Below are 14541 nucleotides of genomic sequence, written 5' to 3' on the forward strand. Positions count from 1 at the left end.
GCCCGTCCTGGCGAGGGCTTGCGGCCGCGCAAGGCGATTCGCTCCGCGCATGCTAGAAGGCAGCGATGGAATTCCTGGCGAATTGCCTGCATGACCTGACGGCCCTTGGCCCAGGCGGCGTGCCGGCGGTGATGACGGCGTTGTTCCTGGCCGGGCTCGCCGGCGGCGCGACGCACTGCGCCGGCATGTGCGGCCCCTTCGTCATCGCCCAGGCGACGGCGGTGGCCGACCGGGCGGCCGGTGGCGGGCTGCTGGCGAGGCTGTCGGGTGCGGCGCTGCTGCCGTATCACCTCGGGCGGATGCTCGGCTACGGCGCGCTGGGTGCGGCGGCCGGCGGCTTCGCCGGGGTCGTCGCGCTGGGGACGGGCTTCCGCTTCCTGCTGGCGGCGCTGCTGGCGCTGGCGGCGCTGCTGATGTTCGCGCAGGCCTCGGCACGCGTCGCGGCGCTGCTGCCGCGGCTGCCGGCGCCGCGCCTGCCCGGCGGGCTGGAGAGGCGGCTCGGCGCCTTGCTGGCCGCACCGACGGGGCTGCGGGGGGTGGCGCTGGGGCTGATGCTGTCCGCGCTGCCCTGCGGCCTGCTCTACGGCGCGCTGGCGGGGGCGGCGGCGACCGGCTCGGCGCTTGGCGGCGCGCTGGCGATGGTGGCCTTCGTCGCCGGGACGGTGCCGGCGCTGGTCGGTGTCGCGCTGCTCGGGCGCTTCTTCGGCCGCCGCGCCGGGCCCGGGATGCGGGTCGCGGGCGCGGCGCTGTTCGCGCTCAACGGCGCGATGCTTGCGGCGATGGCGGTGCGGGTGGCGGCGTAACGTCCTGCCCGCGAAGCTGGTGGTGCTCCACCACGGGCGAGACGCATCGGCAGGCCACCGAAGGCAAGGGCCGGGGGCCGGACAGCGAAGTCCGCCGGGATCGGATTGGGGCGCCGGGTGGCATCCCGCGCGACGGAAGCGCCCGACGCGACGATGATGTCGCGAGGGCGAAAGCCGGCGCGGTTGCTGCCTGCCGGTGCGAAGGCGAGCCGGGGCGGGGGCGGGGAGAGGCGTTCGGCCTGCGGTCCGAGGCATGGCAGCGAGGGGCATTCGCGAATGCCACCCTGCGCCGACCTTCGGCCGCCGCCGGTGTGATGCTGCCGGGCGCGCGGATGTGCGCGCCGGCGCCCGAGGGTCAGTCAACCAGATCCCGGTAGGCATGCCAGGTGGCATGTCCGACCAGCGGGATGACCAGCGCCAGGCCGAGGAAGAACGGCACCATCGCCATCGCCGTGAAGACCACGATCAGCCCCGCCCAGAACACCATGGCGCCAGGGTTGGCGATGACGGCGCGCAACGAGACGATCACCGCCTCGATCGCCGAGACGTCGCGGTCCACCAGCATCGGGATCGACACGGCCGAGATCGCGAAGGCGGTCGCCGCCAGGATGGCGCCCGCGCCGGTGCCGACGATCAGGAAGGGCAGCAGCATCGGCGAGCGCAGCATGGCCAGCGGAATGTCCTCGAGCGCGGGCGCGAAGTTGATGCCGAACATCAGCATGAAGATCAGCGCCGCGACGCGCACCCAGAACAGGTGGAGGATCAGCAGCACCACGCCCATGAAGGCGAGCTGCCCGCCATTGCGGGTGAAGCCCTTCATGCAGGCGGCGAAGCTGACGGGCTTGCCCTGCTCCCGCAGGCGGGACGCCTCGTAGAGGCCGGCCGCCAGCAGGGGGGCGACGATGAAGAAGCCTGCCGAGGCGGGCAGGATCGCCCAGGCGCTGCGCGCCCAGAGCAGCAGCAGGGCGAGCAGCCAGCCCGCGACCGTCAGCGCGGCGCCGTAGAAGAAGCCGATCTGCGGATTGGCCATCAGGTCCCGCCAGCCGGCGGTCAGCCAGGCCCAGGGCCGATCGGGCGCCACCGTCCGGACGACGACGGTGCGGGGCGCGGACTCCACTTCGCTGGTCATGGCCATTGTTCCCTCCGCAAACAGTGTAGCTGCGCCGTGACAATGTTGCACCTTAGGATGCTGCGGTGCGGGGGAATTGATTCGGATCAAGGACGCGCCATGGGGGCGGGGCTTGTGTGCCGAACATCGCACGCGTCGCGACTCCGCCGCGCCGCCGTATGGGGAGAATCTGGTCGTGGCAGCAGCAACTGCAACCGCCGCCCTGGCTCCGGGGCAGGCCTCGAGGGCAAGGGAGGCGACCTATGTCGAGGCGCCGATCCGCGCCTTCGCCATCGCCACCGCCTTCTGGGGCGTGGTGGGCTTCCTGATGGGGGTCCTCATCGCGACGCAGCTGGCCTTCCCGCTGCTCAACCTCGATCTGGAATGGACCACCTTCGGGCGGCTGCGCCCGGTCCACACCAGCGCCGTGATCTTCGCCTTCGGCGGCAATGCGCTGCTCGGCACCTCCCTGTTCGTGGTGCAGCGGACCTGCCGCGCGCGGCTGTTCGGCGGCGAGGACGCGGGCTGGTTCCTGTTCTGGGGCTACCAGTTCTTCATCGTCATGGCGGCGCTCGGCTACGTGCTCGGCATCACCCAGGGCAAGGAATACGCCGAGCCGGAGTGGTACGTGGACCTGTGGCTGACCGTGCTGTGGGTGATCTACCTGGTCGTCTTCGGCGGCACGATCGTCAAGCGCGAGGAACCCCACATCTACGTGGCGAACTGGTTCTACCTCGCCTTCATCATCACCATCGCCATGCTGCACATCGGGAACAACATCTCGATCCCGGCGAGCCTCGGTTCCGCGATCTCCTATTCCGCGCCGGCCGGCGTGCAGGGCGCGATGATCCAGTGGTGGTACGGCCACAATGCGGTGGGCTTCTTCCTGACCGCCGGCTTCCTCGCGATGATGTACTACTTCATTCCGAAGCAGGCCGAGCGGCCGGTCTATTCCTACCGGCTGTCGATCGTGCACTTCTGGACGCTGATCTTCCTCTACATCTGGGCGGGGCCCCACCACCTGCACTACACCGCGCTGCCCGACTGGGCGCAGGTGCTGGGCATGGTGTTCTCGGTCATGCTCTGGATGCCGTCCTGGGGCGGCATGATCAACGGGCTGATGACGCTCTCGGGCGCGTGGGACAAGCTGCGCACCAATGCGTCGCTGCGGTTCTCGGTCACCGCCGTAGGCTTCTACGGCATGTCCACCTTCGAAGGCCCGGTGATGTCCATCCGGGCGGTGAACGGCCTGTCGCACTACACCGACTGGACCATCGGCCACGTGCATTCGGGTGCCATGGGCTGGGTCGGCTTCATCACCTTCGGCGCGCTCTACTACCTGTTCCCGGTGCTGTGGCGGAAGAAGGGGATGTGGAGCGAGAAGCTGATCGCCTGGCACTTCTGGCTCGCGACCCTCGGCATCGTCTTCTACATCACCGCGATGTGGGTCTCGGGCATCATGCAGGGCCTGATGTGGCGGGCCTATGACGAGCTCGGCTTCCTCCAGTACTCCTTCGTGGAGACCGTGGAGGCGATGCACCCCTACTACGTGATCCGTGCCCTCGGCGGCGTCCTGTACCTGACCGGCGCGCTGCTCATGGCCTTCAACCTCTGGAAGACGGTGACCAGCAGCGAGGCGCTCGAGCCTGAGCCCGCGGCCGCTCCCGCCATCGCCGTCGCGGCGGAATAAGGAGGATACGCGAATGTTCCGCTGGCTTCGCGACCACGGCGTCATCGAGCGCAACCTGATCCTGATGGGCGTGCTGACGCTCATCACCGTCTCGATCGGCGGCCTGGTGCAGATCGTGCCGCTGTTCGCGGTCGAGACCACCATCGAGCGCGTCTCGGGGGTGCGCCCCTACACGCCGCTCGAGCAGATGGGCCGCGACATCTACGTGCGGGAAGGCTGCTACACCTGCCATTCCCAGATGGTCCGCCCCTTCCGCGACGAGCTGGAGCGCTACGGCCATTTCAGCCTCGCCGCCGAGAGCATGTACGACCACCCCTTCCAGTGGGGATCGAAGCGCACGGGGCCGGACCTCGCGCGCGTCGGCGGCCGGTACTCGGATGACTGGCATGCGGCGCATCTGCGCTCCCCGCGCGCGCTGGTGCCGGCCTCGGTGATGCCGCCCTATGCCTTCCTCGACCGTCCGCTCGACTACTCGGACATCCAGGACCGGCTGCGCGCGCTGCGCATCGCGGGCGTGCCCTACAGCGACGAGATGATCGCCAATGCGCGGGCCGACATCGAGGCGCAGGCGCGCCCCGATGCCGATGCCTCCGGCTTCCAGGGCCGCTACGCCCGCGCCCGCCAGGCCGCCTTCGACGGCGACCCCGGCCGGGTGACGGAGATGGATGCGCTGGTGGCCTATCTGCAGATGCTCGGGACCCTCGTGGACTTCCGCGACGTGACCCCGGCGCAGCTGCGCCAGCCGTGAGGAGGGGAGGATGGACTCGCTGATCGACCTGCTTCCCCTGTTCCGCACGCTCTGGGTCGTGTGGTTCTTCGTCCTCTTCCTCGGGATGCTGTGGCTGGTGCTGCGGCCGTCGCGGAAGAGCCACTACGAAGCCCAGGCCGACATTCCGCTGCGCGATGACCCGCCCGCGCGCGCCCTGCGCGGCGATCGGCCCGCGCGTGCCCTGCGCGGCGACGCGCACGCCAGCCGCTGAGGAGCATCCGAGGATGCCGACGAAGATCGAAAAGGACAGCCTGACCGGGCGGGACACCACCGGCCATGAATGGGACGGGCTGAAGGAGCTGAACACGCCGCTGCCCAAGTGGTGGCTGTGGACCTTCTACGCCTGCATCGCCTTCAGCGCCGTCTGGGTGGTGATCTACCCCTCCATCCCGGGCTGGCGCGGCACCTCGGGCTGGATCGCCCGCGAGGCGGTGGTGGCCGAGGTGGCCGAGGCCAATGCCCGCAACGCGCCGATGATGGCGCGGCTGCGGGAGGCGACCCCGGCGCAGATCGCCGCCGACCCGGAGATGCGGGCCTTCGCCACCGCCGGCGGCCGCGTCGCCTTCGCCAACAATTGCGCCGGCTGCCACGGCGCGGGCGGGCAGGGCGCGGTGGGGGGCTTCCCCTCGCTGGCCGATGACGACTGGCTCTGGGGCGGCACGCTGGAGGCGATCCAGCACACCATCCGCCACGGCATCCGTTCGAACGAGAGCGACGACCAGCGCCAGAGCCAGATGCCGCGCTTCGGGGCCGACGGCCTGCTGACCGCCGCGCAGATCAACGACGTGGCGGAGCACGTGCTGTCCTTCACCGGCCGCGCGACCGACCAGGCGGCGGCGGGACGCGGCGCGCCGCTCTATGCCGAGCAATGCGCCTCCTGCCACGGCGACCGGGGCGAGGGGAACCGCGAGTTCGGCGCGCCGCGCCTGACCGACCAGGTCTGGCTCTACGGCGGCAGCAAGCGGGACATCGTCGCCATGATCGGCAACGCCCGCGCCGGGGTGATGCCGGCCTGGGGGCAGGGCCGTCTCGACCCGGCCATCGTGAACATGCTGACCGTTTACGTGCATTCCCTGGGCGGAGGGGAGTAATCCTTCCCGCCCGGGAGCCGGAGCTGCCATGAGCAACGTCGAAGCACCGCACCGCGCCAAGGCCGATCGTCCGGCGGAGGCCCCCGTCTCCGCCGCGGCGCAGCCGCTCTACGCGACGCGCCAGAAGGTCTATCCGAAGCGCGTCTTCGGCAAGGTCCGCTCGGTGAAGTGGGCGGTGCTCATGCTCTGCCTGGCGCTCTACTATCTCGTGCCCTGGCTGCGGTGGGACCGCGGCCCGGGCATGCCCGACCAGGCCGTGCTGGTCGACATCGCCAATGCCCGGCTCTTCTTCTTCTGGATCGAGATCTGGCCGCAGGAGATCTACTTCCTGACCGGCGCGCTGATCCTCGGGGCCTTCGCGCTGTTCGCCGTCTCCTCCCTGTTCGGGCGGCTGTGGTGCGGCTTCACCTGCCCGCAGACGGTCTGGACCGACCTGTTCATGTTCGTCGAGCGCTGGATCCAGGGCGACCGCAACGCGCGGATGAAGCTCGACCAGGGGCCGCGCAACGCCAACTACTGGGCGCGCAAGGGGCTGACGCATGCCGTCTGGCTGCTGATCGCCGCGGCGACCGGCGGCGCCTGGGTGATGTACTTCGCCGACGCCCCGACCGTGACGATGGAGATCCTGACCGGCGCCGCGAGCATCCAGATCTATTTCTTCTTCGCCCTGTTCGCCGGCTTCACCTACCTGCTCGCCGGCTGGGCGCGGGAGCAGGTGTGCACCTACATGTGCCCCTGGCCGCGCTTCCAGGCGGCGATGCTGGACGAGAACTCCCTCGTCGTCACCTACCGCGACTGGCGGGGCGAGCCGCGCGGCAAGGCGAAGGCCGAAGGCGTCGGCGACTGCGTGGACTGCTTCGCCTGCGTCCATGTCTGCCCGACCGGCATCGACATCCGCGACGGGCAGCAGCTCGAATGCATCGGCTGCGGGCTCTGCGTCGATGCCTGCGACAGCGTCATGGCCAAGCTCGGCCGGCCCAAGGGGCTGATCGCCTTCGAGACGCTGAAGAACCTCTCGGCGAGCGCTGCCGCGACCGCCGGCATGGCGCCGGGGCCGGAACGGCAGAAGGCCGGCATGGCGGCACGCCACATGCCGCGCTTCATCCGCCCGCGCACGATGATGTATGGCGGCGCGATTGCGGTGGTGGCGCTGGCCATGCTCGGCGCCTTCCTGCTGCGCTCGACCCTCGATGTCACCGTGCTGCGCGACCGCGCGCCGCTCTTCGTCCGGCTGTCCGACGGCGCGATCCGCAACGGCTACACCGTCAAGATCGTCAACAAGCGGCGGGAGGACACGCCGCTGGTGCTCGACCTGCGCGCGCCGGAAGGCTTCCGCATGGTGGTGCAGGACGCCGAGCACGACCCGCAGGGCCGGCCGCTGCTGGCGCGGCGCGCCGACGCCATCTCGCAGTACCGCGTCCTGCTGACCGCGCCCGCCGGTGCGCGGCTGGCGGAATCCACGCCGGTCACCTTCCGCCTGCTCGAACCGAACGGGCGCGAGGCGGCGAGCCAGTCCAGCGCCTTCCTGGGGCCGAGGCCGTGAGCGCCGCGATGAACGACCGCTCGCACGACCCGAACCGCAGCCGCTGGATCCCCTGGGCCTTCGCCGGCGGCATGGGCCTCGTCGTCGCGGTGAACATGGTGATGGTCTACTATGCGGTTTCCACCTTCACCGGCGTGACCGTGCCGCGCTCCTACGAGCGTGGCCGGGGCTACGAGACGGTGCTGGCCGAAGCCGCGCGGCAGGATGCGCTCGGCTGGAAGGCGGAGGTCTCGCTCGCCGGCGGCGCGCTGCGCGTCGCGGCGACCGACCGCGAAGGCCGGCCGGTCCATGGCCGTGTCGAGGGCGTGCTGCTGCGGCCGCTCGAAGGGCTCGAACTGCCGCTGGCCTTCACGCCGACCGGCGGCGGGCGCTGGACGGCCGAGATCGACCCGCCGCGCCCCGGCCAGTGGGAGGCGCGCCTCACCCTCTACGGTCCCAACGAGGCGCCCTTCGACATCCGCCAGCGGGTCACCGTCCGATGAGCCTGATCGGCCGCGCCGCACCGCTTGCCCCGGACACGGTCAGCACGGCCGCCTGCGCGCATTGCGGCGCGCCGCTCGCGCCCGGCCAGGGGCGCTTCTGCTGCACCGGCTGCGAGGGCGCCCACGCGCTGGTCGCCGGCCTCGGCCTCGATGCCTTCTACCGCCGGCGGGAGACGGAAGCCGGCGCGCTGAAGCCGGACGCGATGGCGCCGGGTCTCGACCTTGCCCCCTTCGTCAGCGCCGGGCGCGACGGCACGCAGCGGCTGGAACTGGTCGTTTCCGGCCTGACCTGCGGGGCATGCGTCTGGCTGGTGGAGCAGGCGCTGGCGGCGGAGGCCGATGTGCTCTCCGCGCGCGCTTCGCTCTCGGCCCGGCGGCTGACCGTGACCTGGCGGGGAGAGGCGGCGCGGGCGAATGACTTCGTCGCGCTGCTGGCGCGCCTCGGCTTTCGCGCGGCGCCCTGGTCGCCGGCCTGCCTGCGCGCGACGGAGGATGCCGAGGGGCGCGCGCTGACCCGCGCCCTCGGCATCGCGGCCTTCGGGTCGATGAACATCATGCTGATCTCCGTCGCCGTCTGGGTCGGCGGGGATATGGGGCCCGCGCTGCGCCACGCGCTGCACTGGCTGGCGGCGCTGATCGGCATGCCGGTGGTGCTGATCGCCGGGCTGCCCTTCTACGGATCGGCCTGGGCGGCGATCCGCGCGGGGCGGCCGAGCATGGATCTCGCCGTGTCGCTCGGCGTGCTGGCGACGGCGGCGATGAGCCTGTCGGAGACGCTGCGCAACGGCCCCTACACCTGGTTCGACGGCGCGACCATGCTGCTGGCGCTGCTGCTGGCCGGCCGCGTCTTCGACCGCGCGGCGCGGCGGCGGGCGCGGCAGTCGGTCGCGGAACTGCTGGCGCTGCAGGAAGGCGTCGTCAGCCGCGTCCTGCCGGATGGCCGCACGGAGGCGGTGCCGGCGGAGAACGTCGCCGCCGGCGACCGCGTGCTGATCGCGGCGGGGGAACGGCTGCGGCTGGACGGCGTGGCGGAGGCCGACGCGCTGCTCGACGCCGCAGCGACCACGGGCGAGAGCGTTCCCCGCAGCTTTGCCGCCGGCGATGCGCTGCCAGCCGGCGCGGTGAACATGGGCGCGGCCTTCGCGATGACGGTGACGGCGGCGGCGAAGGACGGCTCGCTCGCCGCCATGGCGCGGCTGCTGGAGCGTGCGGAGCAGGCCAAGGGCCGCTTCGTCGCCATCGCCGACCGCGCTTCCCGCTTCTACGTGCCGGTCGTGCATCTGGCGGCCGCCGCCACCTTCGCCGCCTGGTGGGGCGTGCTCGACGCGCCCTGGCAGGTCGCTCTGGTCAACGCCGTCTGCGTGCTGCTGATCACCTGCCCCTGCGCACTGGCGCTCGCCGTGCCGGCGGTGCAGGTGGTCGCGGTGGGCTCGCTGTTCCGCCGCGGCGTGCTCGTCACCTCCGCCACCGCGCTGGAGCGGCTCGCGACCGCCGACCATGCGGTGCTCGACAAGACCGGCACGCTGACCGAAGGCCGCCCGGTGCTGATCCCCGCGGGCCAGGATCCGGCGCTGCTGCGCCGCGCGGCGGGGATGGCGAGGGCCTCCCGCCACCCGCTCGCCCAGGCGCTGCTGCGCGCCTGCCCGGATGCGCCGCTCGCCGAAGGCGTGCGGGAAGTGCCGGGCCAGGGCCTCGAAGCCGGCGCGGCGCGGCTGGGCTCCACCGCCTTCTGCGGCATGGGGCCGTCCACCGACGGCATGACGCTGGCCTTCCGCGAGGGCGAGTCCGCCCCGGTGGCCTTCCGCTTCGCCGACCGCATGCGGGACGACGCGCCGGCCTCGGTCGCCGCGTTGAAGGCGCTCGGGCTGCCGGCCGAACTGCTCTCCGGCGACGGGGAGGGCGCGGTGGCGGGCCTCGCCTGGCAGGCCGGCGTGCCCGCCTGGCGGTCCGGCGCCGACCCCATCGCCAAGCAGGCGCGGATCGAGGCGCTGACGGCGGAGGGCCACCGCCCGCTGATGGTGGGCGATGGCATCAACGACGCCGCGGCGCTTGCCGCCGCCCATGTCTCGGCGAGCCCCGCCGGGGCGACCGACCTCGCGCAGACCGCGGCCGACCTGGTGCTGCAGCGGGAAGGTCTGTCCGCCCTGCCGGCGGCGATCCGCACGGCGCGGCGGGCACAGGCGATCGCGCGGGAGAACATCGTCTTCTCCCTGGTCTACAACGTGCTGGCGGTGCCGGCGGCGATGGCGGGGCTGGTGACGCCGCTGATCGCGGCGCTGGTCATGGCCTCCTCCTCCCTCATCGTCGTGCTGAACGCGCTGCGCGCGGGAAAGGAGTAGGGCGATGGATTCGCTGCTGGTGCTGGTGCCGGTCTCGCTCTTCCTGGGGTTCCTCGGGCTTCTGGGATTCCTCTGGGCGCTGCGGTCGCGCCAGTACGACGACCTTGAGGGTGCGGCGTCCCGCATCCTCTTCGACGACGATCATCCCCGGAAGGAGACGCCGAAATGAGCGGTTCCCGCGTGTTGTTCATGTTGCTCTACGGCGCGATCGCGCTGCTCGGCCTGTTCACGGCGGCGGCGGCGCGCGACGTCGGCATCTCCATCTTCGGCTGGGGCATGCTGCTGTTCGGCGTGCTCAACGCCTTCAACAGCATCAAGGTGCATTACGACGAGAAGGAACAGCACTGAGAGTTTGCATGGAAAGGCGCCGTGCGGCGCTTTTCCAGGTCAGGCGCGGGACCGCATCCCCACCCGGCCACCCATTCCAGCATGCTGACGTGGGTGGCCGGGCCGGGGTGCGGGCCGGTGCCGGACTTTCCACACGGTCTCTGAGGCCCACGGGGCCTGCCTGGCCTTGCGGCCCGAGGCGAGGCCAAAGCGGCCGCACGGTTGGTCGCCGTCCGACGCTTGATACCGGTCAGCCTTTCGGCTGCCTCGGCATCGGGGCCTTGATTCCGGGCGCGGCCGCGCCATCAGGCCCGCGCGCGAAACTGCTGCGCTTGGCCGCCGACAGGGCGGCAGCAAGGCCCGGCGATATGGGGGCGCAAGGCATCACGGCACCGGCGACAGCACACGCTTGAGGCAGCGCAGCGTGAAGGCCGTGCGTGTGTGGCGCACGCCGGGCAGGCGGTAGATCTTCTCCCGCAGCAGGCGCTCATACCCCGCCGTGCCGCCGACCGCGGCCTTCAGCACGTAGTCGTACTCGCCCGTCACCAGCCAGCATTCGAGCACCTCGGGCATGGCGCTGACCGCTTCCTCGAAGCGTTTCAGGTTCTCGTCGTCGTGGCGTTCCATCATCACTTCCAGGAACACCGTGTCAGGCAGGCCGAGTGCCGCCTGATCCAGTACGGCATGGTAGCCCTGGATCACCCCGGACTGTTCGAGCCGCTTCACCCGCGTCCAGCAGGGGGAGGGGGAGAGGCCCACCTCCTCGGCCAGCTCGGCATTGGTCAGGCGTGCCCGGCGGGAGAGGGCGCGGAGGATCCGGCGGTCGGTGGCGTCCATGGCGGAAGCATGTTCCGCATTTTCGGCGCTGCACAACAGGAAACGGAAGAAAACGCTGCGAAGCCGGCCCCATCATCCTGCCATTGGCAGAACCCGGGGGACCGCCCAACATGACCGTCATGGGCAGCATCATCCGACCCGACGCGACGCTCGAGGAACGCTGGGACGCCAGCGGCGGGCCGGTGCTGCTGACCGGCACCCAGGCGCTGGTCCGCCTGCCCATGCTGCGGCGGGAGATGGACGCCGCGCTCGGATGGAAGACGGGTGGCTTCATCTCGGGCTATCGCGGCTCGCCGCTCGGCGGCTTCGACAAGGAGCTGGCGCGGCAGGCGAAGCGGCTCAAGGCGCATGACATCGTCTTCCAGCCCGGGCTGAACGAGGACCTCGCCGCCACCGCCGTCTGGGGCTCGCAGCAGGTGGGGCTGACGCCGGGCGGGCGGGTCGATGGCGTCTTCGCCATCTGGTACGGCAAGGGGCCGGGGGTGGACCGCTCGGGCGACGTGCTGCGGCACGCGAACAGCGCCGGCACCATGCCGAAGGGCGGCGTGCTGGCGCTGGCGGGCGATGATCCGTCGAGCAAGTCGTCGACCATCACCTCCGGCTGCGAATACGCTTTCATCGATGCCGAGATCCCGGTGCTCGACCCCGCCGATGTCGCGGAGGTGCTGGAATTCGGCCTGAAGGGCATCGCGCTGTCGCGCTTCGCCGGCACCTGGGCGGGCATGAAATGCGTCGCGGACACGATGGATGCGTCGATGACGGTGCTGCTCGACCCGGCGCGCTACGCGACGCGCGATCCGGTCGGCCTGCCCGTGCCGCCGGACGGGCTGCATATCCGGCTGCGCGACACGCCGCTCGCGCAGGAAGAGCGGCTGCGCCACTTCAAGCTGCCGCATGCGGTCGCCTTCGCCCGCGCCAACGGCTTCGACCGCATCGTGCTCGACGGGCCCGATGCCCGTTTCGGCATCGCCGTGCGCGGAAAGGCCTATGCCGTCTTCCGCCAGGCGCTGGAGGAGGCGGGCATCTCGGAGGCCTTCGCGCGCGAGCACGGCTTGCGCATCTGGAAGGTCGGCCTCGCCTGGCCGATGGACGAGGAGGCGGCGCGCGCCTTCGCCGACGGGCTGGAGGAGATCCTCGTCATCGAGGACCGCCGGCCTCTGCTGGAATGGCAGCTCCGCGACGCGCTGTTCCATGCGCCCAGCCGCCCGCGCGTCACCGGCAAGAAGGACGAGAATGGCCGCCCGCTGCTCTCCGACCTGACCGAGCTCGATGTCGGCCAGATCCTGCGCGCGCTCGCCGCCCGCCTGCCGGCGCCGCTGCGCACCAACCGGCTGCATGAGCGCATCGCCGAACTCGACGCGCTCGCCGCCGCGCAGGAGGTGCCGCTGCACCTGCGCGACCCGTATTTCTGCCCGGGCTGCCCGCACAACACCTCGACCCGCCTGCCGGAAGGCTCGCGCGCGCTGGCCGGCATCGGCTGCCACTACCTGGCGAAGAACATGGACCGGAACTCGGACCTGTTCACCCAGATGGGCGGGGAGGGCATCCCCTGGATCGGCCAGGCGCCCTTCACCACCGAGGAGCACGTCTTCGCCAATGTCGGCGACGGCACCTGGGGCCATTCCGGCAGCCTGACGGTGCGCTTCGCGGTGGCCTCCAAGGCCAACATGACCTTCAAGATCCTGGTCAACAGCGCGGTCGCCATGACCGGCGGCCAGACGCCCGAAGGCGAGATCGACGTCCCCCACATCGCGGCGCAGCTCCACGCGGAAGGCGTCGGGCGCATCGAGATCGTCTCCGACGACCCGGACCGCCATCGCGGCAATCCGCTGATCCCGGCGGGCACCGGCTTCCATCACCGTGCCGAGCTCGACGCCGTGCAGAAGGCGCTGCGCGGCGTGAAGGGCGTGACGGCGATCATCTACGACCAGGAATGCGCGACGGAACGCCGTCGCAAGCGCAAGCGCGACCTGGCGCCCAGGGCGGAACGCCGGGTGATGATCAACCCGCGCGTCTGCGAGGATTGCGGCGACTGCTCGCGCGCGTCGAACTGCCTCGCCGTCGAGCCGTTGGACACCGAATTCGGCCGCAAGCGGAAGATCGACCAGTCCGCCTGCAACCAGGACCTCTCCTGCGTGGACGGCTTCTGCCCGTCCTTCGTCACCCTGGTCGGCGCCAGGCCGGCGGAGCACCAGGTCACCGCCTCCGGCGCCGCGCCGCCCGAACCCGTGCGCCCCGAGGTGCAGGGCGAAGCCTGGAACCTGCTGATGGCCGGCGTGGGCGGGCAGGGGGTTTCCTCGCTGGCGGCGATCCTGGCGCAGGCGGCGCATCTCGAAGGGCGGCCGGTGCGCAGCCTCGATTTCCTCGGCCTCGCGCAGAAGGGCGGCGGCGTCTATGCGCAGCTCCGCATCGGCGCGCCCGGCGCGGCGCCCGAGAGCATCGCCGGCGCGCGCATCGGTGCCGGCTCCGCGGACCTGCTGATCGCCGCCGACATGGTGGTGGCGCATGGGCGGACGGCGCGGCCGCTGCTCGGCCCGGGGCGCACGGCCGCGGTGGTGAACGCCGACCTCGCGCCCACGGCGCAGTTCGTGAAGGACACCGGCACGCGCTACCACGCCGCCGAGATGCTCGCGAGCATCCGCGCCGCCTGCCGCGAAACCATCGCCCTGCCGGGCGCGACGCGCGTCACGGAAGAACTGGGCGACGGCGTCTACCTCAACGTCTTCCTGCTCGGCATCGCCTATCAGCGTGGGCTGGTGCCGCTGTCCGCTGAGGCGATCGGGCGTGCGCTGGAACTGAACGGCGCACAGGTGGCGCTGAACAAGGAGGCCTTCGCCCGCGGCCGTGCCGCCGCGCTCGAGGACCTCGCCCCGCCCGCCCATGCCGCGGAGACGCTGGACGCGCTGGTCGCCCGCCGTGTCGGCGACCTCACCGCCTACCAGAACGCCCGCTACGCGCGCGGCTATGCCGAGTTCGTCGCGCGGGTGCGCGCGGCGGAGCAGGCGGCGCTGCCGGGAGAGGAACGCCTCTCGCGCGCCGTCGCGACGCAGCTCCATCGCCTGATGGCCACCAAGGACGAGTATGAGGTCGCCCGCCTCCACAGCCTGCCCGAGTGGAAGGACGCGCTGCTGCGCGGCTTCACCGGCACGCAGCGGATCGAGATGCACCTTGCCCCGCCGGTGCTGGCCAAGGCCGATCCTTCCACCGGACTGCCGCGGAAGCGCGCCTTCGGGCCGTGGATGCTGAAGGCGATGGGCTGGCTGCGTCACGGGAAGGTGCTGCGCGGCACGGTGCTGGATCCCTTCGGGCACACCGAGGAACGCCGTACCGAGCGCGCCCTGCCCGGCGAGTTCCGCGCTGGCGTGGAACGCCATCTCATGGCGCTGTCGCCGGCGACGCATGCGCGGGCCTGCGACTGGGTGGAGGCCTGGGCGGGCGTGAAGGGCTTCGGGCATGTGAAGGCGCGCAACCTGGCCGGGGTGCGGGCGCGGCTGGCGGCGATCGAGGCGCCGGCGATCGCCGCAGAGTGAAGGCTGGGGGAGGAGAACCTCC

Annotated in this window: 13 protein-coding genes; 11 read left to right on the plus strand and 2 right to left on the minus strand. The window is 71.6% G+C overall.

Going from position 1 to position 14541, the window contains the following annotated elements:
• The first annotated feature begins 65 nt into the window (after window positions 1-65).
• Entirely contained in the window at window positions 66-803 is a 738-nt protein-coding gene (locus GXW74_RS09045; protein WP_211846168.1) for an urease accessory protein UreH domain-containing protein, read from the plus strand.
• A gap of 355 nt (window positions 804-1158) precedes the next feature.
• Here the strand turns inward: GXW74_RS09045 and GXW74_RS09050 are convergent, their stop codons facing one another.
• Window positions 1159-1932: a DUF2189 domain-containing protein gene (locus GXW74_RS09050; RefSeq protein ID WP_246523108.1), complete on the minus strand. Its 774-nt coding sequence runs from the start codon at window positions 1930-1932 to the stop codon at window positions 1159-1161.
• Window positions 1933-2107: 175 nt separating this feature from the next.
• Between GXW74_RS09050 and ccoN the strand changes: the two genes are divergently transcribed.
• From ccoN to GXW74_RS09095, 9 genes are read left to right on the plus strand one after another with little or no spacing between them, the layout of a single operon-like run.
• Window positions 2108-3601, plus strand: a complete 1494-nt coding sequence (gene ccoN, locus GXW74_RS09055) for a cytochrome-c oxidase, cbb3-type subunit I (RefSeq protein WP_408903863.1) — start codon at window positions 2108-2110, stop codon at window positions 3599-3601.
• A gap of 13 nt (window positions 3602-3614) precedes the next feature.
• Window positions 3615-4349 carry a cytochrome-c oxidase, cbb3-type subunit II gene (gene ccoO, locus GXW74_RS09060; protein ID WP_211846170.1) on the plus strand — a complete coding sequence of 245 codons (735 nt, stop codon included), beginning with the start codon at window positions 3615-3617 and terminating at the stop codon, window positions 4347-4349.
• A gap of 10 nt (window positions 4350-4359) precedes the next feature.
• Window positions 4360-4581: a cbb3-type cytochrome oxidase subunit 3 gene (locus GXW74_RS09065; RefSeq protein ID WP_246523109.1), complete on the plus strand. Its 222-nt coding sequence runs from the start codon at window positions 4360-4362 to the stop codon at window positions 4579-4581.
• A gap of 13 nt (window positions 4582-4594) precedes the next feature.
• On the plus strand, window positions 4595-5461 hold the full coding sequence (ccoP, locus tag GXW74_RS09070; protein WP_211846171.1) for a cytochrome-c oxidase, cbb3-type subunit III: 867 nt from the start codon (window positions 4595-4597) through the stop codon (window positions 5459-5461).
• Between the two features lie 28 nt (window positions 5462-5489).
• Window positions 5490-7004 carry a cytochrome c oxidase accessory protein CcoG gene (gene ccoG, locus GXW74_RS09075; protein ID WP_211846172.1) on the plus strand — a complete coding sequence of 505 codons (1515 nt, stop codon included), beginning with the start codon at window positions 5490-5492 and terminating at the stop codon, window positions 7002-7004.
• Window positions 7005-7012: 8 nt separating this feature from the next.
• Entirely contained in the window at window positions 7013-7486 is a 474-nt protein-coding gene (locus GXW74_RS09080) for a FixH family protein (protein ID WP_211846173.1), read from the plus strand.
• Window positions 7483-9825 (plus strand): heavy metal translocating P-type ATPase, encoded by a 2343-nt coding sequence (locus GXW74_RS09085; protein ID WP_211846174.1) that lies wholly within the window; start codon window positions 7483-7485, stop codon window positions 9823-9825. The genes GXW74_RS09080 and GXW74_RS09085 overlap by 4 nt, the downstream gene beginning before the upstream one ends.
• Before the next feature lie 4 nt (window positions 9826-9829).
• Window positions 9830-9994, plus strand: a complete 165-nt coding sequence (gene ccoS / locus GXW74_RS09090; protein WP_211846175.1) for a cbb3-type cytochrome oxidase assembly protein CcoS — start codon at window positions 9830-9832, stop codon at window positions 9992-9994.
• On the plus strand, window positions 9991-10173 hold the full coding sequence (locus GXW74_RS09095; protein ID WP_211846176.1) for a hypothetical protein: 183 nt from the start codon (window positions 9991-9993) through the stop codon (window positions 10171-10173). Before ccoS ends, GXW74_RS09095 begins: the two co-directional genes overlap by 4 nt.
• A gap of 363 nt (window positions 10174-10536) precedes the next feature.
• Here GXW74_RS09095 and GXW74_RS09100 read toward each other — a convergent pair whose 3' ends face one another.
• Window positions 10537-10989: an Lrp/AsnC family transcriptional regulator gene (locus GXW74_RS09100; protein WP_211846177.1), complete on the minus strand. Its 453-nt coding sequence runs from the start codon at window positions 10987-10989 to the stop codon at window positions 10537-10539.
• Window positions 10990-11099: 110 nt separating this feature from the next.
• Between GXW74_RS09100 and GXW74_RS09105 the strand changes: the two genes are divergently transcribed.
• Entirely contained in the window at window positions 11100-14519 is a 3420-nt protein-coding gene (locus GXW74_RS09105; RefSeq protein ID WP_246523110.1) for an indolepyruvate ferredoxin oxidoreductase family protein, read from the plus strand.
• Window positions 14520-14541 lie beyond the last annotated feature (22 nt).

Origin of the sequence: Neoroseomonas eburnea (assembly GCF_018129005.1) — a bacterium.
In the GTDB taxonomy this organism is placed as follows: Bacteria; Pseudomonadota; Alphaproteobacteria; order Acetobacterales; family Acetobacteraceae; genus Neoroseomonas; species Neoroseomonas eburnea.

Bases quoted from the DNA above. Each gene is read 5' to 3' on its own strand.
- GXW74_RS09050 (WP_246523108.1), bottom strand. From the start codon at position 1,932: ATGACCAGCGAAGTGGAGTCCGCGCCCCGCACCGTCGTCGTCCGGACG.
- GXW74_RS09045 (WP_211846168.1), top strand. From the start codon at position 66: ATGGAATTCCTGGCGAATTGCCTGCATGACCTGACGGCCCTTGGCCCA.
- ccoS (WP_211846175.1), top strand. From the start codon at position 9,830: ATGGATTCGCTGCTGGTGCTGGTGCCGGTCTCGCTCTTCCTGGGGTTC.
- GXW74_RS09085 (WP_211846174.1), top strand. From the start codon at position 7,483: ATGAGCCTGATCGGCCGCGCCGCACCGCTTGCCCCGGACACGGTCAGC.
- GXW74_RS09065 (WP_246523109.1), top strand. From the start codon at position 4,360: ATGGACTCGCTGATCGACCTGCTTCCCCTGTTCCGCACGCTCTGGGTC.
- GXW74_RS09080 (WP_211846173.1), top strand. From the start codon at position 7,013: ATGAACGACCGCTCGCACGACCCGAACCGCAGCCGCTGGATCCCCTGG.
- GXW74_RS09100 (WP_211846177.1), bottom strand. From the start codon at position 10,989: ATGGACGCCACCGACCGCCGGATCCTCCGCGCCCTCTCCCGCCGGGCA.
- ccoG (WP_211846172.1), top strand. From the start codon at position 5,490: ATGAGCAACGTCGAAGCACCGCACCGCGCCAAGGCCGATCGTCCGGCG.
- GXW74_RS09105 (WP_246523110.1), top strand. From the start codon at position 11,100: ATGACCGTCATGGGCAGCATCATCCGACCCGACGCGACGCTCGAGGAA.
- ccoP (WP_211846171.1), top strand. From the start codon at position 4,595: ATGCCGACGAAGATCGAAAAGGACAGCCTGACCGGGCGGGACACCACC.
- ccoO (WP_211846170.1), top strand. From the start codon at position 3,615: ATGTTCCGCTGGCTTCGCGACCACGGCGTCATCGAGCGCAACCTGATC.
- GXW74_RS09095 (WP_211846176.1), top strand. From the start codon at position 9,991: ATGAGCGGTTCCCGCGTGTTGTTCATGTTGCTCTACGGCGCGATCGCG.